We start from the raw sequence: 23,242 nt of genomic DNA, 5'->3' as shown, positions 1-23,242 counted from the left end.
AAAATTTGAGGTTATGATTCTGAATCCAAAATTTCCACTTTATTTACCAGGAGTAGAGAACAGTAATAATGATAATGTTTCTATCATTGGAGCAAGTCTCCGTGAAGATATAACAATCTTAGGCTATTTTATTTCCGGGAACGGAGGTCTTGAGATAAAAGTACAAAATACATTCGCAACCAAAGAATATGCTTCCTTTTCAGATATCTTAAAGAAGTTTATTCAGGATAATCAGCTTGAAAATGTAAAACGTCTGGGGATGGCAGTACCAGGTCCTGTATTGGACGGGAAAAGCAGCCCTGCAAGATTGGGATGGCATTTGGATATTGCTGAATATGCACGTGATTTCGGGTTTGAAAAAGTAGAAATGCTGAATGACCTGGAAGCTTCTGCCTACGGAATGGCTCTTCTTGAAGATAACCATCTTGAAGCTATTTATACAAGCGGACATCTTGAAAAAGGAAACGTAGCGGTTCTTGCTCCCGGAAACGGATTAGGAGAAGCCGGCTATTTCTTTGACGGAAAATACCTGAGACCTTTCGCAACAGAAGGAGGGCACTCAGAGTTTTCACCAAGAACCAACGTAGAAGTTGAATTTTACCAGTTCTTAAATAATATCTATGGTATTGTAAGCTGGGAAAATGTACTTTCAAAATCAGGTTTATTCAATATCTACAGATTCTTAAGAGACGTGAAAAGACACCCTGAACCGGAATGGTTAGGAGAACGTCTTGCGCAGGGAAACTTCGTAGAAGAACTTTATAAAGCAGCTATCGAGGAAAATGTTTTGATCTGCAGAATTGCTTTAGATACTTTCCTTGAGTTCCTGGCAAGAGAGGCAAATAACTTAACATTAAAATTAAAAGCTACCGGAGGATTGCTGATTGCCGGAGATATTCCACAGATGATTGCAGAATATATCGATAAGGCGAAATTCTATGAGAAATTCAAGATCAGTGATAAAATGGAGGAGATGCTTAAAAATACTCCTATCTATCTGGTCAAGCAAAATCACACAGCATTAAATGGTATAGCGCTTTACACCGCTTACTATCAGCTATAAAATAAAACTCCGGGTTTCTCCGGAGTTTTTTTATGGAATGATATTATTCATGAAAATAATAAATTTTATTGATATACATCAATGAAATCTATTGAATAAGATACTTACATTTGCATCATTAAATAAGTAAATAACTCTATTCAATGAAAAAAATATTTTTATTAGCAGTTTTAGCTGGTGGTTTAGCTTTCGGACAGTCAAAAAAAGTAGTAGCGTCTGATGTACACTGGTGGGGATATAAAGTAGCAAAATCTGAGGCTAGCTCTCACGACGGTACTGTAAAAGTGAAGTCTGGAGATATGGTAATGAAAGGAAACCAATTGGTAGGTGGAAGCTTCGTATTGGATATGACTTCAATCAGCTCTACTGACCTTACAGGAGAATATCAGCAGAAATTAAACGGGCACCTTAAGAATGGTGACTTCTTTGAAGTTGAAAAATTCCCTACTGCAAGCTTCAAAATTACAGGAGTAAAGAAAAACAACGATAAAGTTTATAACTCTCTTGTAACCGGAAACCTTACTGTAAAAGGAAAAACAAGCCCAATCTCTTTCCCTGCTAAGATTTCTTACAGCAAAGGAGTAGTAAGCTTAGTATCAAACAAATTCTCTTTCGACAGACAAAAATTTGATGTAGCTTACAAGTCTACGATGCAGGATGTTTTTGTGAAAGATGATATTGATATGCTTGTAAAGGTAACTGCTCAATAAATTAATCAAAAAAAGATTATTAAAAGTGTAGAAGTTCTACACTTTTTTTTATTTTTGTTGAATTGTAAATAAAAAAGAATGAAAAGATTACTATTGTTTGCTATGGTATGCGCAGGTATATCATTTGTTTCTGCTCAAAAGAAATTTGATAAGGTTGCAAAAGTGACTTCATCAGAGATCAGATGGTGGGGATATAAGGTGGTGAAAACCGAAGCCTCTTCCCACTCAGGAACAGTAAAGCTGAAAAGCGGAAAATTCAACTTTGACCATACGGTTCTTGTTGATGGAGAGTTTGTAATAGATATGAGAAGTATGATGGCAGGAGATGTTTCTGATGAAGATCAGATCAAGCTGACCAACGATCTGAAGAGCTCGAACTTCTTTGAGGTGAAAAAATTCCCTATTGCAAAATTCCATTTGACTAAAATTATTCCTTTAGCAAACAGTGAATACAATTCTACAGTGTACGGTGACCTTACTCTTAAAGGGGTGAGAAAAACAATTTCTTTCCCTGCGAATGTATACGTTACTCAGTTTACAACATCTATTGAATCTGCCAAGTTCTCTCTGAACAGAAGAGACTTTAAAGTATTCTATCAGTCTTCATTGAAAGATTATTTCATCAAGAATGAAATGGACATCCAGTTCAAAGTTACTACAGAAATGCTGGATAACGAGAACAGAGTTCCGAAGAAGAAAAAATAAGATATATTTTATCAATGCAGAAGAGCAGTTCGTAAGGATTGCTCTTTTTTTATGTTTCATTGAATAAAGATTACGTGCGGTCATTCCCTTGTTTCCGTATTTTTCATAAATTAGTGGTATGAAAATTTATATCGTAAGCGGTCTGGGAGCAGACTTCAAGGTCCTTGAAAGAATAGAGTTTCCCAAACACTGTGAATTGATTTTTATAGACTGGCTTATTCCTGAAAAAAATGAGCCTTTCGATGCTTATGTCAAAAGAATGGCAGAGAAAGTAGATGATTCAGAACCATTCTGTCTGCTAGGGTATTCTTTCGGAGGAATTATTGTACAGGAGATTAATCAATTGAAACCTGCAGAAAAAGTAGTGATCCTTGGAAGTATAAAATCTGATAAGGAAAAATCTAAATTTATAAAAACCGGTGAGGTTACCAAGATTCCAAGAATTCTTCCTGTAGGATTGTTCAACGATAAAGCAGCCAACGTGTATGCTGTTATCCGAAAACTTTTTGATCCTAAAAATCCTAAACTTCTTCAATATTTTAAAGTAAGAGACCCTTATTATCTGAAATGGTCAGTAGAAAAAGTTTCTGAATGGAAGTTTGATGAAAACCCGAATGTTATTCAGATATTAGGTGATAAAGACATTGTTTTTCCTATCCGCTATTCCAATCCGAATTACGTGGTAAAAGGAGGAACGCATCTTTTTCCCGCTACAAAATCCAAAGAAGTTTCGAAAATACTGAAGGAAGTGTTTTGTGAAAATTAAAAATATTATTTATGTAATAGTGTTTTTATAGGGGTGTAATGTTTAAAAGTGTAGTTTTTATGAAATTTATGTTTAAATTTGGTAGGGTTAAATATAAATTTTATGAAAGTAGGCTTAAAATGGATTGTTTCATTCTCGGTGATCACACTCGTAGCCGTGGGAGGTTTATTCTGGAATCCAGCTGCAGATATTCCTGATACGGGAGAGTTTTTAAGTGAAGATAAAATTGTGGGCGCTGATGTAGCCTGGATTCTCGCAGCTGCAGGACTTGTACTGCTCATGACACCAGGACTCTCCTTTTTTTATGGAGGAATGGTCGGAAAGAAAAATGTCATTTCTACCATGCTGCAAAGTTTTATCGCTTTAGGAGTCATCTCTATGGTCTGGGTAGTGGTTGGTTTTTCTTTGTCTTTCGGGGAATCTCTGGGTATTACCATTGCCGGAAAACATTACGGAATTATTGGAAACCCTTTAAGTTATCCCTTCTTTAACGGAGTCGGAAATCTGCCGCATAAACTGATGGCACCTACTATTCCCTTTATCCTGTTTGCCTTATTTCAGATGAAATTTGCTGTTATTACTCCGGCTATTATTACCGGATCATTTGCAGAAAGAGTTCGTTTTATTTCTTATTTACTATTCATTGTTCTTTTCAGTATCTTTATTTATACGCCTCTTTGTCATATGGTATGGCATCCGGAAGGCCTTTTGAATAAATACTTTGGAGTTAAGGATTTCGCAGGCGGAACCGTGGTGCATATGAGTGCAGGGTTTGCAGCCCTTGCTGGTGCTATGGTGGTAGGAAACAGAAAAAATCCACATCATGAGCCGTCCAATATTCCGTATGTACTTCTGGGAACAGGAATGCTGTGGTTCGGATGGTTTGGGTTTAATGCAGGATCTGCTTTGAGTGCTTCTGCTTCTGCAGCCACTGCTTTCGGAACAACCACTATTGCTTCTGCTTCAGCGATGATGACCTGGATCTTTTTTGACAGAATCAATGGGAGAAGCGTTTCGGCTTTGGGAGCGTGCATAGGAGCTGTTGTAGGTTTGGTGGCCATTACTCCGGGATGTGGTTTTGTAAGTATTCAGGAAAGCCTTTTTATTGGATTTATCACTGCAATTGTTTCTAATATAATGGTCAACTGGAAAGGGTTAAAGAAAATAGATGATACGCTGGATGTTTTTGCCTGCCATGGAGTAGGGGGAATTATGGGAATGATTCTTACCGCTATCTTTGCTCATGGCGAAAAAGCCAGTCTGCTTCATGGTGGGATAGAAGTATTTCTTCATCATATGGCAGCATTGATTTTGGTTTCTGTTTTTACGTTCTTCGGTTCATTGCTGTTATACAAGATTACAAATGCTATCATTACGCTAAGGGTTTCTGAAGAGTCCGAAAATAAAGGGCTTGATCTTTCTCAACATGAGGAAAGTTTCAGTTAACAAAAAGGACATTAAGTTGTACCTAATGTCCTGAATGATATTAATTAAAATCAGAAATACTTTATTGAATAGATTCAATGGCTTCGAAGATTTTATTTTTAGAATTTTCAAAGACTTCACCTCCGAATTCTTCATTATCTAAGGAATGAATGGTGACATTATTTACACCCATAATTCCGAAAATATGTTTCAGGTAAGTTGTTTGGAAATTGATGTGTCCGTTCTTTTCATGTTCTCCGTATCCGGTATCACCACGGGTTGAGAGGATAAAAAGCTTTTTGTTTTCAAGAAGTCCTACATAATCACCATCCGGAACTCCGGATCGGAATTTCCAGGTTTCATTGATTCGCATGACCTGATCAATATAAGCTTTTAATCCGGACGGAATAGACCAGTTGTACATGGGAGTTCCGATGACATATACATCATGTTCTTTGAGCTCTTTGACGAGTTCATTACTCAGTTGTAAAGGTTTTTGGTTTTCTTCAGTTTTGTCTGAAGATCTTTTGAATGCGCCTGCAATCCAGGATTCATCAATATTGGGAATAGTATCAGTTCCTGTTTCTCTGCAGGTAAAAGTGTCAAGTGGATATTTTGTTTTCCAGTTTTCAACGAAAAGCTGGGTCAGTTTTCTACTGTAAGATCTTTCGTTTCTTACACTGGCATTAATAATCAATATTTTCATTTGTTAAGAATTTATACCAGCAAAATTCCTGATTATTGAGTTGTGAAAAATTGATCTAGTTCAAGAGGATTTATTTTTTTTCCGAATTCTGCTGATGAATTCCGGGGTTACACCGAGATAGGAAGCAATCAGATACTGAGGAACTCTGGAGGAAATATCAGGATAGGTTTCCAGAAAATCATAATACTTCTGTTCCGCTTTGTGCATATGATTGAACACGACTCTTTTTTCAAGGGTTCCAAGATAACTTTCCAGAATAATTCTGAAGTATCTTTCTAAGGAGGGAATTTCCTTCAACATTTTTTGAAAAGACTGATGGGTGATCTGTAGGAGTTTTGTTTTTTCTACCGCCTGAATATTGTAAATAGAAGGTTTTTGTTTTGAAAAACTGGCAATGTCTGTGGCCCACCAGTGATCAATAGCTAAAAAGAGAATTTCTTCATTTCCGTTGTCTTCATTGATGCAGAAAGCTTTTAAAACTCCTGAAATTATATAACTGTCATGGCGGCAGATTTCCCCGTTTCTCAATAGGAAATCGCCTTTTTCCAATGTTTTTTCTGTCCAGAAACTTTTACAGACGGTTATTTCTTCCGGACTTAATTGGACATGTTGTAAAATACTTTTAATTAATGTTTCCATTGAAAAAAATGATTAAAAAGAACAATATAATGGGAAATTCATACAACCAGCTAATCTACAAAAATACTTGTTTTACGGACTGTCAAAACCAAATAAATCTAAGATTTTGCTATGCATATATTAGGATTTATCATGTATCTTTGTTTTTGAGGAAAATGACGAATCATTTATGGAATCAATATCGGTTTTTGAGATTATTAAAGTAGGAATAGGCCCGTCCAGTTCGCATACGATGGGACCTTGGAATGCAGCAGCTGCATTTATCAGGATTATAAAAAGAGAAAGATCAATAGAAGAAGTTAAAGAGGTTTTTCTTGAATTCTTTGGTTCACTCGCCAAAACGGGGATTGGGCACGGAACTGATATTGCCGGAATGCTTGGGTTGAACGGAGAAGATTTTAAGACGATCAATACTTCAAAAATTGATGAGAAAATAGAATACATCAAAAGTACTCAAACCATTAATCTGGGTGGAGAGAAAATCATTCCATTTGTTTACGGACATCATTTGATTTTAAATATGAAAAAGAGCCTTGATTTCCATCCGAACGGAATGATCTTCAGAGCTGTTTTCGAAGACGGAACAGAGCTTGTGCAGGATTTTTATTCTGTAGGAGGCGGTTTCATTGCCAGCCAGGAAAAAAACTCTATTCAAAAGCAATGTGTACGTACTTTGTACCCTTGTCATAAAGCTTCAGATATTGCAAAATATTGTGAAAAGCTAGGATTTGATAAAATATCAGATCTGATTTTCATGAATGAAGAAAGCTGGAGAACTCAGGACGAAACAAGACAGGAAGCACTTTATATCTGGCAGCAGATCAAAGAATGCATTTATAAAGGAGTAAACAAAGAAGGAATTCTTCCGGGCGGATTGAATGTTACCCGAAGAGCAGCAGGAATTAACAGAAAACTGTTAGGAGACAAAATTTATAAAAATAAAGATGAATGGTTCCAGCAGGTGGTAGACGCTGAAGAGAACTTCACCAATATCAATAAATGGATTGCGTGCTTCGCACTGGCAGTGAATGAAGAGAATGCCAGTTTCGGAAGAATTATTACCGCGCCTACCAATGGAGCGAGTGGGGTTATTCCGGCAGTATTGATGTATTCTCAGGCATTTACACCATTTACGAATGAGGAAGATATTATAAGATTCTTGCTTGTAGCAGGAGAAATCGGGACCTTATTCAAGAAAAATGCGACTATTTCTGCGGCGATGGGAGGGTGTCAGGCGGAAATCGGAGTCTCTTCTGCAATGGCAGCTGCCGGACTTACAGAAATTCTGGGCGGAAGCGTAGGGCAGGTACTGATGGCGGCAGAAATTGCGATGGAGCATCATTTAGGATTAACATGTGACCCCATTAAAGGATTGGTACAGATTCCATGTATAGAAAGAAATACAATGGGTGCTATGAAAGCGATTACTGCAGCCAATATTGCACTGGAAAGTGATCCTACCAAGGCGAAGGTAACATTAGATGAGGTGATTCTTACCATGTGGGAAACGGCTCAGTCTATGAGTGACCGTTTTAAAGAAACTTCGGAAGGTGGACTGGCAATTGCCGTTAACGTTCCGGAATGTTAATAGAAATAACATCGTTTTAAAAATAAAACCCTTAGACATTACTGACTAAGGGTTTCTTAATAAAATAAAAGTAAAAACCATTGGGCTTTTAGTATCGTATGGAATTGCTTACCTTAAAATTCCTCTGATTCTGTTGGCATTGGTAATCAGTTCTTCAAGGTATTCATAATTCTCCTTTTCAAGGGCAGATTTGAACTTTCTAAGCTGGGAGATATGTTCGTTCAGCACATCCAGCACATTTTCTTTGTTTTGTTTAAAGATGGGAACCCACATTTCAGGATGCGATTTGGCAAGACGTACCGTACTTGAAAAACCGGAACTCGCAAGCTGAAAAATAGTTTCTTCCTCACGTTCTTTTTCCAATACCGTATTGGCAAGCGCATATGATGTTATGTGGGAAATATGGGAAATATAAGCGGTATGAACATCGTGATCTTGTGCATCCATGTAAATCATGTGCATATCAAGGGCATTAACCACTTGTTCAACAATATTCAGTGCATCTTCTGCGGATTCTTCTTTGTTGCAGATTACACCTGCTTTTCCGGAAAAACTTTCTGCAATAGCAGATTTTGGACCGTTATTTTCTGTTCCCCACATCGGGTGAAAAGCCACAAATCTTGAACGCTTCGGATGGTCTTTTACAGCATTTACGATGCCTGCTTTTGTAGAACCTGCATCCATTACCGTCTGCTGATCAGTTACCAAGTCAAGAACAGAAGGCAATAGCTTTCTGGCAGCATCTACAGGAATGGCAAGGATAATCAGATCTGAATTTTTAATTCCATGCTCAAGATCTACTCCGGCATCAATGATCTTAAGATCTAATGCGTCGCTTATATGCTGTGTATTGTTATCGATTCCGTAGATGAAGCTGGCGATGTTTTTCTCCCTTAATCTCAAGGCCATCGAACCACCGATTAATCCTACTCCAATAATACTTATTTTCATCTTTCTCTATTTTTTAAAATAAAAAAACCTCGTCCCTAGGACGAGGTTTTAAATTATATTCATAAGAATCCCTATCCCAGAGCTGAGGTAAAAATTCTATAATAATATGTTCCGTTGTTAAAATTCACGTAGCAAAGGTAAAAATATTTTTTAAATGAAACGAAATTTCTTTTCTAAATTATATATAGATGGGGTGAATTGGTTTTGTGGAGTTGGTTTTTAGGGTTATGTATTGCTACACCAGTTCTAGCATCTTATTATTTCAACTTCTGTAAAGGCATTTCATTATTTCCAGGATTTATAAAGTATATTGGGTTTCCTGAAATAAAGTAGCTGTTATCAGATTTTTCAATATAAATAGTTCCCATATCTTCAGAAGAATTATCATACTTTATTTTTATTTTTTGATGATTAACTTCCTCAGCCTTTAATTTAGAATATTTATTTGTTGTTCCTTCTTCAGTAACATCTATAGAAATATCTTCAAGAGAATTTATTGTGATGTTAAAAACAGTTTTTGCGTCATCTCTATTTGATGCTTCAAAATGATATTTTCCTTTCCAGAAATTAATATTGGTTTTTGTTACATTAGAAATATTTTGAGTCGAAATCTTATGTTTTGAATCTTCAATTTTCTTTTCACAACTATAAACGATAAATGAGAGTAATATTAAAGTTAAAATATTTTTCATTATTAGTGTTTATTTCTAAATAAGATAGATTGTAATAATTATTTAAATATTACATTTTTTAATCCATACTTTTTTTCTGTGTATTCACTCTCAAACAGTAATTTACCTTTATCATATTGAAGAATACCAAAATAAAGTAGTTTATCTGCATCACCAGTATATCCATTAATTACCTCTGAATATTTTAAAAATATTTTTCCATCAATAGTCTTAACTTGTTTAAGCAGGTATTGATTATACATTTTCCCCATATTTCCAGATTCTGTATAGATAATAGAATCTTTCTCAATTTTCAATGAAACTCCATAATCATCCAACTTCTCGTTGGTTGCAAAATATTCTCCTGTTGGGATTGAAATCTGTTGTTTGGATGACGAAATACTTCCGGTAATTTTTTGTAAATCAGATTCAAGAATTTGATTATTAAGGGTGTCCTTTTTTTCTTCTCTCTTCTGTTCACATGAGTATGATAGAAATATGAGCGATAGTGAAATTAAAAAGTTTTTCATCATTGTGTTTTTATTTATAAATTTTTAATCAATTTCATTTCCATGTAATAAAAGTTTATTGAAAAAATCACCGCTCAAATTCTCTATGTATATGTTTTGAAGCTCTGAAGCCCAACCGGATGCTTCTTCTTTTTTACCATCAAAAGATGATGTAGAATAAAATTTTCCGGTAATAAAATTAAATGATTTTGAATAATTTTTTTTACCTTTTTTATAGCTTAAATCATATCCGATAACCTGTATTTTTTTGTTCTTATTATCAAATCTAAACTTCATTTTTTCAATTACATTTTTTTTCTCGCCGGAAATATTAGGCTTTGTAACTTGGTCTGCATAATCTACTCTAATGGTAATAATTTTATTATTAATAATAGGATCACTTAAATAATAATCTGCTTCAGTATTGTTATATAGAATACTATTGTTTAATATGGGAATTTCAACCGTTTTGTTTAATGAAGATAAGTCGATTGATAGTATAAAACTAGATCGCTCCGTATTTTGTTTTGCCTTAATTACAGCTTTATCTTTAATATTATCATCATCAAAGTATGGTGTTTCATATTGTGATTCAATGGTGTCAATAGCCTTCACATTATTCTCTTTACAGCTTGAAAAGAAAAATATAAGAGGTAATAATAGAAATATTTTTTTCATTTATTCTGATAGGATTTTATCCAAATCAAGTTGTTTAAGAGATGTTTTTTCAGAAATCTCTTTTTGCATCCATTCTTCTTCACCTGTTTTTGCACTAGTTCCCAAAGTGGCAATGAATAATTTTTCAATAAATAAATCATTATTCTTGAAAAAAACGGGTATAACAATTTTCCGAGATGTATTTTGATATTGATCAGTGTAGCCTAAAATTAAATTGAAAGCTTGTTTGTTTTTTGTAGTAGTATCTATTTCTATAAAATCACAGCTAATATTTTTGGTGAAAAATACTTTATTATCAGTTTTCGCTTTTAAAGTATAGTCATTTGTGTTTTTTTCTATAAGAATGAGATCATTTTTGTCACTTTTATTAAAGTTAACACTATAGTTTTTATTTTGTGCAGATTTTGAATTAGAAGAAGGAGGGATATCTTCTTCATTCATATTTTCTTTAGGTTTTAGAAAATATTTTTTACATTCCGGTAGCTCACATCCTAGAATTTGTGTTTTTTTTCCATCAAAAAAAGAAATGTATGAACCCCCATTAATCTGTAAATCATATTTTTTTCCTCTATATGAATAGCCTTTTATATCAATATTACATGGTGTAATTGGGTATGAAAAATGCCACTCTTCATCAGTAATAGGAACTGATAAATTCATGATTTTTTCAATATCATTACTATTAAGAGACCATGCTTTATCTCTTTCAGTTAATTTTTCTTTTGTAGAATATTCACCTTTACAGTTTGCAACGTAAACTTTTGTTTCTATTCTCTTTTTTTCATCCTTATCTTGGCCTTTGCAACTGTAAAAGAAAAATATGAGGGGTAATAAAATTAAAAAGTTTTTCATCATTTGGTTTCTTTGATTGTGTCATCAGGGCTTATTGCATCATTATCCACTCATTATTAGTAGCTTCTCCTCCTATTCCTTTTATGTAAAATTGAGTTTTATCTTTTTTAATTAGAAATTTTGGATCAATACTTACACAATTTAATTGATCACCACTATAATAGATTTCTAATTGATTGTCTTTTTCGATCCCTATATATTTACCTTCACAAAGGTTGGACTCTTTATATGTATTTAGTGATAAGATTGCATTATTTTTTTTTATGTCAAATTTATATGAAATAGAAGCCATACCTGTTGTGGTTGCTTCTGTTTCTACTGAAATAGAATGAGTACCATCATAAGTTGATGAATTGTTTTTAAGATTTTTAAAAAGCTCTTTCTGAATAAGATTGGTTTCAAAAGCTAAAAGATCTTCTGGAATCTTTAAAGTTTCTATTTCTCCTATTTGTTTCCATTTTCTGTCTTCATATAAGTAAAATGTTGTTTTTGCATTTTGTTTTGGTTCAAATTCTCCATCTTCCCCCCCTGTATAGGTAATAAATTTACTAGGTAAATAAGTGGCAACTATATAGTAATCATTTTCTTTAATAAGTTTTTTTATTGCTTTTGAATTTTGGGAGTCATTTTCAGGGTTAGTAGATTTTGAAAAATAACCTTTTGAATTATTGGGATTCCAAAAATATTGAGTTTCATCCCTTTTTCCAATAAAGTCTACACTAAGAACACCCATTTTTTTATCTGAATAGGTGTATGTTGGGTAAGGATTGGAGATGTCTGGAATGAAAAAACCAGTTGCTTGGAATTTTGCATCTAGAAAATTGATAGTGTTGTGATCTTGAACTATAATTTCAGTCGTTTTAGAATTTTGACTTTTATTTTTTTCTTGTCCATTACAACTTTGTAAAGTGACAATTGCAATGATTATAAAAAATATTTTATTCATGTTTATTATTTAATATGATTTCCTTTTATAGTTTCATCAAATTTTGTTTTCATAAATTGTTCTGGATCTACACGTGTAGATCCTCCATAGAAAACTCCGTCAGTTGATGCTTCAATGTGAACATGATAATACTGAGGTAAAATATCTTTTGCATTACCAGTATTACCCGATTTACCAAAAACTTTTCCATGTTTTATTTTCTGTCCTTTTGATACAGAAAATGAGTTTAAGTGGCAATATCTTATCCAAATAAATTTACCATTTTTATCTTTTGATTTAATAGTAACTATTTTTCCTAAATCACCTTTTGTGTCAAGAGCTTCTACGACTTCTCCACACAGCAGTGATTTTAATTCTTTGTCTAATTGTGCTAAGATATCCGTACCTGTATGATAGTAGCCTTTTGGATGTTTGTTATTGTACCGAGGAGTTCTGTGGAATCTATTTTTATTTACATTGTTACTTTGATCATTTAATTTAGGATTGTCTATTACGTCAGCATATTCAAAGCATTGTGAACAATCTTCTGGGCACTTTGATGATTGCTTTACATCTGGTGTTTCAGGAGAATTATTACAATTAAATTTTTGTGTTTTATTAGTAATTCCATCGCTATAACTATCATGATATCTTTCTAAAATTTCTGAACGTTGAATCTTACCATCTCCTTTATTTGTTCCTTTACTTTTTTTATCAACACTTTCATTTTGAGTGTATTCAATAGTCCCTTTCTCATATAAAACATAATTATCTGATTGGTTTACACCTTTAGGAGCAAATACATGTAAATAAATGTCTTCTGGGGTTTTAATTTTATTTTTTGAAGGTTCAAAATATTTTTTAACATAATCAAGTTGTTTAATTTCTCCCATTGTTGCAAAACGTAATTTTACTTCATGTAATTTATCAAATCCACTACCAGATTTAAATTCTCCAATTGCTTGTAATGCAGATTGAGTAAATTGAATTAACCCTACTGCTCGTGAAGTACGAACTTCTTTCCCTGTTTTTTTATCTTTTTGAATAAGCCAGAAATCGTCTTTTGTTACAGCCTTGACATTCTTTAAAGTTTGACCCATTATTTGGTGTGCTTTGAATGAACTTGCTGTTTCAACATTCATAACGGCCATTAAACCATTGGCCATATCCATTTTTCTACTTTCACCCCATAATTCAGCACATATTTGCACTACTTTCTTTCTAAACTCACAACTTACTTTTTCACCCCATATTAAGTCTTTGTATTGTTCCTGACATATACAACTTCCTGGTTTATCTGGTTTTTGTGTCTTCTGCACCCCCGCCGCACTCTTCACTTTCTCCACTTCCATCAGTCCTTCCGAATTTACCCCAAATTTCTGAGATTCTGCAGAGAGATCCTTGGAGATAATTTCAATGAAATAGTTTTGTTTATCGGAATCCGGATCACCGATACGGGAGTCTATTCCTTTTCCAAAAATATCTTTAGTAATAATAAATCCTGAAGTATCACATACATCGGCAGGAATTTTAATGTTTCCGCTTCTGTAAACTTCATCATTGGAAGTGGTATCATATTCCCAGATGACATATTGGATATGTTTTCCAACCATATTTTTGGAGTGAATCCTGACCCTTACTTTATCTCCTACAGCAACTTTAGAAAGTTCTTTTCCTGTATCATCAATGAAAACAGCTTCTATAATATTGCCTTTAGGATCTGGCTGCTTGGGAGCTCCTCCTTGTCCGGCCGGGAATTTTGGAGTGTGTTTCTCAGGTTGCGGCTTAGGTTTGGGCTGGTTTTGGGGCTGTCCTTTATAATCCGGATTGGCCACATCTACATTCACCTGGCTGGCTCCCTGGATTTTCCCTGAATAAGTGGCGGTAACATAATACTCATGATTGGCTCCTTCACTTTTATCACCTCTCATCATAAACTGATTGGCCATCTGGCGAAGGATTTTTTCATCAGACATCAAAGGTATTTGTACTTCTGCAATCCCTTTTTCATTAACCCGGGCTTTGTAGCTGCGGGTATGACGGTTGTTTTTATTGATAACAGGGTCATGACCTTTTCCAGGCGCATCATCCTCCCAAAGATGGAATTCTATTTCCTTATTAAACATGGCGATGCAGTGAGCCTGAGCAATGAGAGTATCCCGATAACTGGCTTTATTAACGTTTGCTCCTCCTCTGTTGAAGAGCACTACTTTATCTATTTTTGAAACTTTGTTACTGGTAGGTATTAATATGATGCTGGCAACCAGATCTTTAGTTGTGGGAAGTCCCGGTAAAATACCTTTTTTAGTTTCATAGACTTTCATTTGAAATTCTATTCCCAGCGCTATTTCTCCAAATTTGTAGGTTACTTTTTCGCCTTTTTTAGGCTGGCTGGTAATGTCTTTCCAGCTTCCGTTCTTTTGTTTCTTATAAAGATACCATTCGTAATCACCTTTCAATCCGAGGGAGAGAATGGAAGGTTTTACTTCGTAGGAGTAGGTGGTTCCTACCAGAGGATTCTGATTCCCGATAATATTTCCTGTCATGGTTTAGCTGTAATAAAGTTCGTCTGTACCTTTTGTATCTTCCTTGAATTCATCAAAATCCACAACGGGATTATAAACCTGCTGTTCCTGGGTATTTGCTTTTCCCACATGGCTTTTGCCTGCCTCACTTTGCTGTCCGTGCTTGAGAATGGTGATTTTTCCTCCTGTGCTGCACATCAGTTCTGAGATTTCTGTAAGACAACTTTTTCCCAGGACTTTTACTTTTTCATACGTTTTCTGCCATTTCCCGGCAGGAGCGTAAACACAGGGAAGATATCCTCCGGAAGTAGGTTTAAGTTTACATTGTCCGAATGGTTGTGCCGCAGGATCAAGCTGAAGGTCATCTTCCGTTACAGCGAGATAGTCTGCCTGTCCTTCCTCATCATTCCAGTAGTGTTTCTGGTGGCTGGTTACTTTAAATTTTGGAAATTTAAATCCCTGATTGCATTGCACGGTTCCTTTCTGCACAATGAAATATTTTCCTTCGTGAGGGCTGGATCCACTGTCTTCTTTTTTATCTTTTTTTTCCTCTTTATCAGATTGTTGTTCTGCATTTTCAGATGTCTGTTCTCCGCCTTCAGGCTGTTCTTCTGTAGTGTTTTCTTCACTTGTGGACATTTCTTCTGCTGATTCCTGTTGTGGAGAAGTGGAGGTATTTTGAGGTTCTGTCTCTTCAGCCATAAGCTGAGGATCTTCCGGAATTAAAATGGTTTTTCCAGGAACAGGTTCCTGCATTACATCTTCCTGAGGACAGTGGAGATTGTGATACGTTTTTAAAATGCCCTCATTTTTCAGATTAAACTGCCGGGCCAGTGAACTGAACGTATCGCCTTTCTGTGTGACATAATTTTTCATATTATCCTTGTGTTATATTGATGTGATGTTGGTGAATAAATTCATCTTCATGACTGAGCAAAACAGATGCTTTTGCCTGAAGAAGATTCTTATTTTTAGTGTGTGTGGTGTATTCTAATAAAATGTTTCCGGATGCTAGTTCAGACGTGGATTCCTGAAGTTTAATGCCTCGCATGATTTCCTGCGAAGTACATAATTCAGTGATTTTACCTTTTAAAACAGTCAAAACAGAGTCCTTATCTTCATTTTCCTGTTCAATATTGATTTCACATTGTACCGGAAAAGAGTTCTGTACTAAATAGAAAGATTCTTTCCATTTTGTCTTCTTCTGAAACCAACCTATCGTTGGAAATAGGGTCTGAAATAGGAGCGTACTCTGAAACTGCTTTAATAAAAACATTTCATCATTGATATTTCTTTCAAACGTATTCATATAGTTTTGAAAAATTTCACCTATATAAAACTCCTCAAGTTCTTTACGTTGTTTGAAAAAAGTGTTTGTCATTTTCTTATGGTCTACAAACCCTGTGATTTTGCCTTGTTCATTGATCACAAATTCAAGAGGCATAATGCTTTGCATACAGGCAATGGAAAGGCTGCTTACCTTATCATCAGGTGTATTTCCGCCGGATTTAAAATCGCTTTGAAGATAATTAAGGATATGCCGACCTGTATTTTTGTCTTTACTGAGATTGAGCTCAATAGTGTAAATGATGTTAACTGAAGGTTCATACGGCGTTTCAAAAGTTTCGTTTACTGTATATCTTTTAGCCCAAAAAGAATCAGACCACTGAGAAGGAAAAGCATTTTTTCTTTCTTGCTCTTTTTCTGCTTTGGTTTTAAAATTTGTAGGAACAAAGATCTTTTTAACATCATTAAGGCTTTCAAACCAAACCTTATCCATCTTTTGGCAATGGGAATTGTGAAACAACTTCAGTTCCTCACTGGTCATGCCCAGCCGGGAAGCGATAGAGGTCAGCGTGTCTCCATTCCGTACCTGATATTGTAAGAAATCAATTTCCATCCAAAGTGAATTATCTGATAAAGCTATTAAAAAACTATATTGGAAATTCATTTTTGAGGTTAAATTTTAAAAATTGTCGTAGAATTACGACATGAGATTGATGGTGTACAGAAAACCACCCCGTCAAAAATTCTTTGAATTTTTGCCATCCCTCAAAAGGATGGGAATTTTACGTCTTCAGTTGTGATTCTAGTCAGGATTGGAGTTTTTGTTCATGCTTTTCTTGTTGGTTTAAGGTGGATGAATTCTTACGGAATGACAAACTGTATGGTAAGACAAACACTCCAATTGTGTCATTCCGTAGGAATCTTAGCTCCTATAAGGTTTTTCAAAGCTTGTGAACTTTAAAAACAGTTAGTTGTAACTTAAAACAAGCAAATAAGAAACTTTTGTGACTTTTGTGGTTTCATGATATACAAAACAACCAAAAGTTATTATTAATTTTAAAGCTATAAAAAAGCCAATATGAAGAATAAATTCTTACACGGAGTTTTCATAATATTAATCAGTTGGGGTTTTGTACATGCTCAGAAGTCCGGTGATCAAGCGTCTGTTTTTTTCACCACTAAAGCACAGGATACTGTAAAGATTGGGGAAACATTTAACGAGAAAGATTCTACAGGCAGCAAGAGTTTAAAAAATAGGATAAAACCTATTCAGGCTAATTTTAAAAGTATCAATTCCATGACAAAATGGACTTCTGTTAAAAAGAAGGATATTGAAGGAGAATCTGCAGAAGGTGGGGAGGCCACATTTTATTATACAGATAAAAGGCTGGAAAAAGTTATTGCCAGACATTATGGAGAAATGGGACAAATGCTGATAGAATATTATCTTATGAACGGACAGCTTTCTTTTGTTTTCGAGAAAGAGTACAGGTATAACCGACCGCTTTTCTATGATACGAAAGCAATGAAAGAAAATAACGATACGGAAGCCTTTGATTTGAAAAAATCAAAAATTACAATGACCCGGAATTATTTTGAAAACGGAAGTATAATTCTGATCAGCAATAATGACTTACATGGATCTGGTATCAGTGCAAATTATCCCGCTGAGCAGGAGGAAAAGATCAAAGAAGATTTTAAAAGGCTTCTGAAGCTTGTGAATTAAGGAGTATTATGGTTTATCGGCTTTGATAATATTGAGTCTTTCTTCCACTTCATTAATTCTTTTAAGCCAATAATTGATTCCTTCCTGATTGCTCACTGTTTCCTTAAAAGCATTACGATTGACCGTCCATAGATGGCCTCTGTTTTTTTGATAATCCAGCTCGCGTTCTTTTTTATTTTCGGGTTCTATGCGGTATCTCCAGAATACTAATGCGTGCATATATTCTGAGCGGATTTTTTCCAGATAATTAATAATAGCTTTTCGATCCTGAGGGATATATCCGGGACCGGAACATCCACATGAATGAAAAGTGATTCCAACCGTATACAGATCTTTGATGTGCGCCCATTGTTTATCGTCATTTTTTGCCGGTGACTTAAAATCAAGTCCCATATTAGCCATCAGACTTCCACATTCCGGGCACTTGGCTTCTACAGAGACCTGAGCATCCCGATCCACGTCCTTCAGGTGGCGGCGTTTGAAAGTTTTCTGGCAGTTGAAACAGGCATAATGACCTTTATAAACCATCATGGAGTATCGGCACATAGTATTATCTTATTCTTTGGTTATAAGTTATTTTTTATTTGTTTTTTCCTCTTCATTAAAACTGATTCCCATAAAGCTGCTGGCACTTCGCGGATCGTAGACCGACCATACATTTCCCCAGAGAAATTTGAAGGTGCAGCTTGGGTAAGGTGTTTTCTTTTTTTGGGTGGGTAGCATTTCAAGAACCTTGGTCAGAAAAGTATTATTCCGGTGGAAAACGTTCATTTCTTTTTCCTCTGTCCATTCATTCCAGTCTTTTGCATCAGCCTTTTCCCAGGTGTTCATATGGATACTATCCAGCTGATCTCCGAAAAAGCACAGACTGAAAGATACCTGATAGCCTGTTATTTCTATACTCTTAAAATAGTACCAAAAATATCCGGTTTTCACATCCCACATCGTATGATACTTTTCTTTATAGAAATCAGACTGTTTCAGCTGATCAAGACTCATTCCTTTATAAAGTGTGGTAGCAAAGTCTTCCAGCTCTATAACTCCATTTTCACTGTTAATCAGCATGTCCCAAAAAATTGAAGCTATAAATATACCCGTTTTTTCTTTACAGACAACGAATAATATTTACAGCTTCAATAGAAATAGAAATATCGGTGTGTTATTTTATGTTATGGATTTGATATTATTAGTGTTGAAGGGATATCAGACAGCCAAAGACTCTTTGTATCAATCAGATTTTTCCAGCTTTTGCTGCTGATCAGCATCAGATCCTGAGAACCCAGAAAATCTTTTTCAATCTTTTTCTCATTGTACAGAGTGATGTGGTTTGGAGCTACCTGTTCAATGCTTCTGATCAGTTCTTTTACTTCAATATTATTTCGGATCTGTCCTGCGGCATCCAGAATGATAATCTGAGAATTATTGTTATTGATCAGTCTTTTAGCATATTCAAGAAGGTAGAAATCACTCAGATTAAAGATCGGAACAAATACTTTATCGGCTGCTTTAAAGTCTTTTTCCACCAAAATTCCTACAGGAATATTGGTTTTATCCAGAATCTGAAGCGTAAAATCGTCAAAAGGAGAATTGTTGAATATATTTCCTTTCCCTTTTACCGTATTCAGGAGTTTTTCAGGATTAATAATTTTGGTTGTAAAGCCCAGTAAACGGCCTAATAAACTTCCTTCATACATTGATTTTCCAAGCATGATGAGCAGAAGGTCATAATGTCCTTTATTGGTAATATTGGTAAGATCGCTTTCGATATCCGTAGAAGCTTTGAAGAGGGTAGTCACTTCGAGATTAAGGTCATGAGAAGTTTCAATCACGTTCTGAAACTGGGAATCTTCATATTCGTTGATATCATAGGCATGCATCTCATCTACCGGAGCAATATTCATGGCAGTGATGCTTTTATTGCCGTTCATTTTATGGGTAAAGTTGTGTGCAAGTTTCAACAAGGTGCTTCCGGATTCCGGTTTATCAAAAGAGAGGAGAACCCGGTATTTGGAATCGTTTTCATGAGTCGGCTCCTCCTGATTTTTTTTAGATTTAAAAATAAAATTAATGAAGTCTAACGCAGGACCTGTCATGAAAGTGGTGAAAAGGGCCATGATCACAAGCATTGCAAAGATTTCAGGGCTTAAAACTCCAAGATCATATCCGATGTTCAGTACAATAAGTTCCATAAGACCTCTGGTATTCATCAAAGCTCCTATTGTTAAACTTTCTTTCCAATTAATGCCTACAAATCGTGCTGTCAATGCACTTCCTGCAAATTTTCCGAGAACGGCGGTCAGAATAATAAATCCGGCTGTCATCCATAAATGACTGTCATTCAGAAGTCCGATCTGCGTACGAAGTCCTGTAAATACAAAGAACAACGGAAGTAGAAGTACCAAAGCCACATCTTCTACTTTATCAATGAAGAGTGTACGGAATTTTGTATTCTCAGGCATAATAGCACCCGCCATAAAAGCTCCGAATAAAGCGTGAATTCCGATTACTTCAGTAGCATATGCAGACAAAATAAGCGTCAGAAAGAAAATAGCGACCATGGGTTTGCTGATCGTGTTTTTTCCTGCCTGAAGATCTCCGATTCTTTTCAGGAATGGTCTTACAATTTTGATCATTAAAAATACATAAGCGATTGCCATGATGATCACATAGATGGAGCTTGTGAAAGAACCTGCTTTTACAATCGCAATTACAGCAGCAAGAATACACCATGCCGTAATATCATCGGCCGCAGCACAGGTAATCACAATCGTTCCGAGTTTGGTTTTCTGAAGATTTCTCTCCTGTACAATTCTCGCCAGTACCGGAAATGCGGTAATACTCATAGAAATGGCTATGAATAAAGCAAAAGAGGTAAACTGGATACCATCCGGTGCAAATTCCTGATACACAAAATAAGAAAGTCCGATTCCCAAAGCAAAAGGAATAATAATACTCGCATGGCTGATGACCACGGCATCATGAGCTTTTTTTCTCAATACGCTCAAATCCAGCTCCATTCCTACGATATACATGAAAAGGATAAGGCCTATCTGGCTCAGAAACTGAAGGTTACCTAATGATTCTTTTGGAAAAAGAAAAGCTGAAAACTCAGGAAAGTACATTCCCACAAGCGATGGACCTAGTACAATCCCTGCAATCATTTCTCCGATGACGGTAGGCTGTTTTATTTTCATACAAATCCATCCGAAAAGTCTTGCTGTCATGATGATGGTGACAATTTGTGCCAATAATAAGGCAAGTGGATGGTGAAGATTGGTTTTAAAGGATTCCAGGAAATTTTCCCAGGTAGAGCCGCTGCTGGTATTGGCAACGATATTTTCTTTTACTTCCAGCGTCTGCCCTTCGATGATGAAATAATACATCAGAGCGGAAAAGACTGTGATGGTCGTAATGTAGAAAATTAAATTTTTGTATTTCCCCAAATTCATGATTCCAATATTTTATGCAAAGTTGAAAAGAATATAGTTATGTTAAATACTCTTTTTTTTTAAATGTAATGAATGTTCTAAAAAATGTAATAAAATCTATTTGAATGAATAGCCGAGTCCGAAGCCTATTTTCCAGTTCCCATTCTGATCTGCTGTCTTAGTGTTATAGTAGGCAGGAATCTGGAAGGCAATTTTTTTATAAACCACAGTAAGACCTGCTCCCAGCGTAGGCATAATAGGACTGTTTTTAGTTCCGGAAGAATGGTCTTCTTTAATTCTCAGAGAAGGAAGCATTCCTAGAATGAGTTTTACGCTTTTATGGGTGAGATTTACATTTGGACCTGTAAAGTTGAGGTAAGCACCATGATCTACATATCCGGCTACTGCTATTCCGTCAAAAAAAGAGACCTTCAGTTTTGAAGAGGTTTCCTGGGAAAAACACAAGCCGGATAGGAGAAGTCCTGCAGCATAGAAAAAGTTTTTCATTATAAAATCAATTAATTCTATACAAAATTAACGGGATTCAATACTGAAAAAGGGGAGTTGTAATGAAGGGTTTATATTCTGTAACGAAACCGGAAAGATTTGAAAAAGGTCTATTTTCCAAAGAGCTCCATCAGGGAGTTTTTATAAGCATCTCCAATCTGAACTTTCAGGAAATTGTGATCTTCTGTAGCGATGGTCGTGATAATTTCGTTGGTTGAAAACACCTTAATGGAAGACAATGCAATAATCTCTTTTTTGTTGACCTGAGCAAAATCTTTTGCCGGAAGCATTTCCAGAAGATTCTTAAAATTCAGGTTTTTTAATACGATGGTTGTTCCGTCAATGAGGATAATATCTTTGTCTCTGCTATCAATTTCAGAGGTTTTGATGTAGGAAATCTGCTCTGTGAATATAACCGTTTTTCCAATATTGGTATTCCACTCAATGAAAGTTTTTTTAGGGGTATTTTCTACCAGCTCTTTAGCTTTTTCGAAGGCCTGGATCAGTCTTTCTTTTTTGATGGGTTTCCTTACATAATCCACCACATTCAAATCGAAAGCTTCAGCAGCATATTCTTTATAAGCTGTTGTAAAGATGATTTTTTTAGAACCTGAAATAATCTCAGCCACCTGAAGGCCTGTCATTCCCGGCATTTCTATATCCAGAATGCATAGATTACAGTCGAGGCTGTCTATTTCGTTCAGAAAAATTTTAGGATCATTGAATGCTTTTACCACTTCTACATTCTCGATCTGCTCGCATAGAAGTTTTAAATAACTGATAGCCAGTAATTCATCATCCAGAATAACGCATTTTATCATAGAATTCTCCTAAATTGATTTTTAATTCTGCAGTAAAGATTCCGTTTTTTGAGCTTCTTTCCAGCTGATAATAGGTACTGTAGATCATTTTAAGCCTCTGATCAAAAGACTGGCTTCCAAAACCACTTTTCTCTTTTTCCAGAATATTTTTCAGAGACGCTTTATTGCTGACTTTCATAGTGAAAATTCCACCTTCAAGCTCCATATAAATGGAAATGAAAGAGTCCTGAGCCAGGAAATCTGTATGTTTGAAAGCATTTTCAATAAGATCCACAGAAATCAGCGGAGCAAATACCTTTTCCTCATACAAAGCATCCGATTTATTAATCTTTGATTTGATTCTGAAGTCAAAAAGTGGATTGATCTTGATTTTATTAATCTCAATAAGGCTTAAGGCAAAGCTAAGCTCTTCTTTCGGGCTTACATACTTATTGTTGCTTTCGTATAAAATATAATCCAGCACATTGGCCAGCTTATCCAGTGACATATAGGTCTGATAAGCATGTGATTGTACCGAATTCAGAATGTTTTTAAACAAATGTGGATTCAGCTTTGTCCCGATATGTTCCAGACGAACTTCATTCAGGCGCTGCTCAATAAGTTTGTTGGTTTCTGTTAGTTTGGTATTTCTCTGTTTCAGCTTCTGATTCTGGCTGAAGAGATAAATGCTGACTGTCAGAAACAGGAAAATGGCAAAAACTCCGATGAATATCAGATAATCATGAATCATGTAGTAATTGCCGTCCATAGCTTGTTTTTG

At 35.4% G+C, this 23,242-nt stretch carries 24 protein-coding genes; 7 read left to right on the top strand and 17 right to left on the bottom strand.

Translation table 11 applies throughout. The features are described from left to right. Positions 1-13 precede the first annotated feature (13 nt). The 5 genes from ACMA47_RS04700 (at position 14) to ACMA47_RS04680 (ending at position 4,690) form a co-directional block, all read left to right on the top strand. On the top strand, positions 14-1,063 hold the full coding sequence (locus tag ACMA47_RS04700; protein WP_413928874.1) for a glucokinase: 1,050 nt from the start codon (positions 14-16) through the stop codon (positions 1,061-1,063). Positions 1,064-1,206: 143 nt separating this feature from the next. Next, positions 1,207-1,773: a YceI family protein gene (locus ACMA47_RS04695; protein ID WP_047377096.1), complete on the top strand. Its 567-nt coding sequence runs from the start codon at positions 1,207-1,209 to the stop codon at positions 1,771-1,773. Between the two features lie 78 nt (positions 1,774-1,851). Continuing rightward, positions 1,852-2,478, top strand: a complete 627-nt coding sequence (locus ACMA47_RS04690) for a YceI family protein (RefSeq protein ID WP_413928873.1) — start codon at positions 1,852-1,854, stop codon at positions 2,476-2,478. Between the two features lie 118 nt (positions 2,479-2,596). Continuing rightward, positions 2,597-3,244, top strand: coding sequence for an alpha/beta hydrolase (locus tag ACMA47_RS04685; RefSeq protein WP_413928872.1), 648 nt, complete (start codon positions 2,597-2,599; stop codon positions 3,242-3,244). Positions 3,245-3,346: 102 nt separating this feature from the next. Next, positions 3,347-4,690 carry an ammonium transporter gene (locus tag ACMA47_RS04680; RefSeq protein ID WP_413928871.1) on the top strand — a complete coding sequence of 448 codons (1,344 nt, stop codon included), beginning with the start codon at positions 3,347-3,349 and terminating at the stop codon, positions 4,688-4,690. A 61-nt stretch (positions 4,691-4,751) separates the two neighbouring features. On the opposite strand, the gene ACMA47_RS04675 is transcribed toward ACMA47_RS04680, so the two are convergent. Together ACMA47_RS04675 and ACMA47_RS04670 are read right to left on the bottom strand one after the other, a co-directional pair. After that, entirely contained in the window at positions 4,752-5,375 is a 624-nt protein-coding gene (locus ACMA47_RS04675) for an FMN-dependent NADH-azoreductase (RefSeq protein ID WP_413928870.1), read from the bottom strand. Between the two features lie 60 nt (positions 5,376-5,435). After that, on the bottom strand, positions 5,436-6,014 hold the full coding sequence (locus tag ACMA47_RS04670) for a Crp/Fnr family transcriptional regulator (protein ID WP_413928869.1): 579 nt from the start codon (positions 6,012-6,014) through the stop codon (positions 5,436-5,438). A 169-nt stretch (positions 6,015-6,183) separates the two neighbouring features. Between ACMA47_RS04670 and ACMA47_RS04665 the strand changes: the two genes are divergently transcribed. Then, positions 6,184-7,602: an L-serine ammonia-lyase gene (locus ACMA47_RS04665; RefSeq protein ID WP_413928868.1), complete on the top strand. Its 1,419-nt coding sequence runs from the start codon at positions 6,184-6,186 to the stop codon at positions 7,600-7,602. A 108-nt stretch (positions 7,603-7,710) separates the two neighbouring features. Here the strand turns inward: ACMA47_RS04665 and ACMA47_RS04660 are convergent, their stop codons facing one another. The 9 genes from ACMA47_RS04660 to ACMA47_RS04620 all read right to left on the bottom strand — a co-directional run bounded on the left by ACMA47_RS04660 (position 7,711) and on the right by ACMA47_RS04620 (position 16,664). Then, entirely contained in the window at positions 7,711-8,553 is an 843-nt protein-coding gene (locus ACMA47_RS04660) for a prephenate dehydrogenase (RefSeq protein WP_413928867.1), read from the bottom strand. Positions 8,554-8,810: 257 nt separating this feature from the next. Continuing rightward, the gene (locus ACMA47_RS04655) at positions 8,811-9,245 is read right to left on the bottom strand and encodes a hypothetical protein (RefSeq protein WP_413928866.1); all 435 of its coding nucleotides are present in this window, start codon (positions 9,243-9,245) and stop codon (positions 8,811-8,813) included. A 38-nt stretch (positions 9,246-9,283) separates the two neighbouring features. After that, positions 9,284-9,757 (bottom strand): hypothetical protein, encoded by a 474-nt coding sequence (locus ACMA47_RS04650; RefSeq protein WP_413928865.1) that lies wholly within the window; start codon positions 9,755-9,757, stop codon positions 9,284-9,286. A 21-nt stretch (positions 9,758-9,778) separates the two neighbouring features. Then, the gene (locus tag ACMA47_RS04645) at positions 9,779-10,411 is read right to left on the bottom strand and encodes a hypothetical protein (protein ID WP_413928864.1); all 633 of its coding nucleotides are present in this window, start codon (positions 10,409-10,411) and stop codon (positions 9,779-9,781) included. Next, complete coding sequence (locus ACMA47_RS04640) at positions 10,412-11,266, bottom strand: hypothetical protein (protein WP_413928863.1); 855 nt, start codon at positions 11,264-11,266, stop codon at positions 10,412-10,414. 28 nt (positions 11,267-11,294) lie between these two features. After that, complete coding sequence (locus ACMA47_RS04635) at positions 11,295-12,209, bottom strand: hypothetical protein (protein ID WP_413928862.1); 915 nt, start codon at positions 12,207-12,209, stop codon at positions 11,295-11,297. Positions 12,210-12,214: 5 nt separating this feature from the next. After that, the gene (locus ACMA47_RS04630; protein ID WP_413928861.1) at positions 12,215-14,734 is read right to left on the bottom strand and encodes a M23 family metallopeptidase; all 2,520 of its coding nucleotides are present in this window, start codon (positions 14,732-14,734) and stop codon (positions 12,215-12,217) included. Positions 14,735-14,737: 3 nt separating this feature from the next. Then, positions 14,738-15,589 (bottom strand): DUF4280 and LysM peptidoglycan-binding domain-containing protein, encoded by an 852-nt coding sequence (locus tag ACMA47_RS04625; RefSeq protein ID WP_413928860.1) that lies wholly within the window; start codon positions 15,587-15,589, stop codon positions 14,738-14,740. Between the two features lies 1 nt (position 15,590). Continuing rightward, positions 15,591-16,664 (bottom strand): LysM peptidoglycan-binding domain-containing protein, encoded by a 1,074-nt coding sequence (locus ACMA47_RS04620; RefSeq protein WP_413928859.1) that lies wholly within the window; start codon positions 16,662-16,664, stop codon positions 15,591-15,593. A 414-nt stretch (positions 16,665-17,078) separates the two neighbouring features. Between ACMA47_RS04620 and ACMA47_RS04615 the strand changes: the two genes are divergently transcribed. Beyond that, entirely contained in the window at positions 17,079-17,726 is a 648-nt protein-coding gene (locus tag ACMA47_RS04615) for a hypothetical protein (RefSeq protein ID WP_413928858.1), read from the top strand. Positions 17,727-17,732: 6 nt separating this feature from the next. Here ACMA47_RS04615 and ACMA47_RS04610 read toward each other — a convergent pair whose 3' ends face one another. From ACMA47_RS04610 to ACMA47_RS04585, 6 genes are all read right to left on the bottom strand, one after another. Continuing rightward, complete coding sequence (locus tag ACMA47_RS04610) at positions 17,733-18,257, bottom strand: hypothetical protein (RefSeq protein WP_413928857.1); 525 nt, start codon at positions 18,255-18,257, stop codon at positions 17,733-17,735. A 42-nt stretch (positions 18,258-18,299) separates the two neighbouring features. After that, positions 18,300-18,791, bottom strand: coding sequence for a hypothetical protein (locus ACMA47_RS04605; protein WP_413928856.1), 492 nt, complete (start codon positions 18,789-18,791; stop codon positions 18,300-18,302). 104 nt (positions 18,792-18,895) lie between these two features. Continuing rightward, positions 18,896-21,175, bottom strand: coding sequence for a cation:proton antiporter (locus tag ACMA47_RS04600; RefSeq protein ID WP_413928855.1), 2,280 nt, complete (start codon positions 21,173-21,175; stop codon positions 18,896-18,898). Between the two features lie 96 nt (positions 21,176-21,271). Continuing rightward, the gene (locus ACMA47_RS04595) at positions 21,272-21,661 is read right to left on the bottom strand and encodes a hypothetical protein (RefSeq protein WP_413928854.1); all 390 of its coding nucleotides are present in this window, start codon (positions 21,659-21,661) and stop codon (positions 21,272-21,274) included. A gap of 110 nt (positions 21,662-21,771) precedes the next feature. Continuing rightward, the gene (locus tag ACMA47_RS04590) at positions 21,772-22,482 is read right to left on the bottom strand and encodes a LytR/AlgR family response regulator transcription factor (protein WP_413928853.1); all 711 of its coding nucleotides are present in this window, start codon (positions 22,480-22,482) and stop codon (positions 21,772-21,774) included. Next, complete coding sequence (locus ACMA47_RS04585; protein ID WP_114821221.1) at positions 22,457-23,230, bottom strand: histidine kinase; 774 nt, start codon at positions 23,228-23,230, stop codon at positions 22,457-22,459. Before ACMA47_RS04585 ends, ACMA47_RS04590 begins: the two co-directional genes overlap by 26 nt. Between the last annotated feature and the right edge of the window lie 12 nt (positions 23,231-23,242).

The sequence above is a fragment of the Chryseobacterium sp. T20 genome (assembly GCF_047345655.1).
Taxonomy (GTDB): domain Bacteria; phylum Bacteroidota; class Bacteroidia; order Flavobacteriales; family Weeksellaceae; genus Chryseobacterium.
Note: the sequence above shows the minus strand (reverse complement) of the source record. Positions and strands in the feature narration are given on the sequence as shown.

Bases quoted from the DNA above. Each gene is read 5' to 3' on its own strand.
- ACMA47_RS04700 (WP_413928874.1), top strand. From the start codon at position 14: ATGATTCTGAATCCAAAATTTCCACTTTATTTACCAGGAGTAGAGAAC.
- ACMA47_RS04695 (WP_047377096.1), top strand. From the start codon at position 1,207: ATGAAAAAAATATTTTTATTAGCAGTTTTAGCTGGTGGTTTAGCTTTC.
- ACMA47_RS04690 (WP_413928873.1), top strand. From the start codon at position 1,852: ATGAAAAGATTACTATTGTTTGCTATGGTATGCGCAGGTATATCATTT.
- ACMA47_RS04685 (WP_413928872.1), top strand. From the start codon at position 2,597: ATGAAAATTTATATCGTAAGCGGTCTGGGAGCAGACTTCAAGGTCCTT.
- ACMA47_RS04680 (WP_413928871.1), top strand. From the start codon at position 3,347: ATGAAAGTAGGCTTAAAATGGATTGTTTCATTCTCGGTGATCACACTC.
- ACMA47_RS04675 (WP_413928870.1), bottom strand. From the start codon at position 5,375: ATGAAAATATTGATTATTAATGCCAGTGTAAGAAACGAAAGATCTTAC.
- ACMA47_RS04670 (WP_413928869.1), bottom strand. From the start codon at position 6,014: ATGGAAACATTAATTAAAAGTATTTTACAACATGTCCAATTAAGTCCG.
- ACMA47_RS04665 (WP_413928868.1), top strand. From the start codon at position 6,184: ATGGAATCAATATCGGTTTTTGAGATTATTAAAGTAGGAATAGGCCCG.
- ACMA47_RS04660 (WP_413928867.1), bottom strand. From the start codon at position 8,553: ATGAAAATAAGTATTATTGGAGTAGGATTAATCGGTGGTTCGATGGCC.
- ACMA47_RS04655 (WP_413928866.1), bottom strand. From the start codon at position 9,245: ATGAAAAATATTTTAACTTTAATATTACTCTCATTTATCGTTTATAGT.
- ACMA47_RS04650 (WP_413928865.1), bottom strand. From the start codon at position 9,757: ATGATGAAAAACTTTTTAATTTCACTATCGCTCATATTTCTATCATAC.
- ACMA47_RS04645 (WP_413928864.1), bottom strand. From the start codon at position 10,411: ATGAAAAAAATATTTCTATTATTACCTCTTATATTTTTCTTTTCAAGC.
- ACMA47_RS04640 (WP_413928863.1), bottom strand. From the start codon at position 11,266: ATGATGAAAAACTTTTTAATTTTATTACCCCTCATATTTTTCTTTTAC.
- ACMA47_RS04635 (WP_413928862.1), bottom strand. From the start codon at position 12,209: ATGAATAAAATATTTTTTATAATCATTGCAATTGTCACTTTACAAAGT.
- ACMA47_RS04630 (WP_413928861.1), bottom strand. From the start codon at position 14,734: ATGACAGGAAATATTATCGGGAATCAGAATCCTCTGGTAGGAACCACC.
- ACMA47_RS04625 (WP_413928860.1), bottom strand. From the start codon at position 15,589: ATGAAAAATTATGTCACACAGAAAGGCGATACGTTCAGTTCACTGGCC.
- ACMA47_RS04620 (WP_413928859.1), bottom strand. From the start codon at position 16,664: ATGAATTTCCAATATAGTTTTTTAATAGCTTTATCAGATAATTCACTT.
- ACMA47_RS04615 (WP_413928858.1), top strand. From the start codon at position 17,079: ATGAAGAATAAATTCTTACACGGAGTTTTCATAATATTAATCAGTTGG.
- ACMA47_RS04610 (WP_413928857.1), bottom strand. From the start codon at position 18,257: ATGATGGTTTATAAAGGTCATTATGCCTGTTTCAACTGCCAGAAAACT.
- ACMA47_RS04605 (WP_413928856.1), bottom strand. From the start codon at position 18,791: ATGCTGATTAACAGTGAAAATGGAGTTATAGAGCTGGAAGACTTTGCT.
- ACMA47_RS04600 (WP_413928855.1), bottom strand. From the start codon at position 21,175: ATGAATTTGGGGAAATACAAAAATTTAATTTTCTACATTACGACCATC.
- ACMA47_RS04595 (WP_413928854.1), bottom strand. From the start codon at position 21,661: ATGAAAAACTTTTTCTATGCTGCAGGACTTCTCCTATCCGGCTTGTGT.
- ACMA47_RS04590 (WP_413928853.1), bottom strand. From the start codon at position 22,482: ATGATAAAATGCGTTATTCTGGATGATGAATTACTGGCTATCAGTTAT.
- ACMA47_RS04585 (WP_114821221.1), bottom strand. From the start codon at position 23,230: ATGGACGGCAATTACTACATGATTCATGATTATCTGATATTCATCGGA.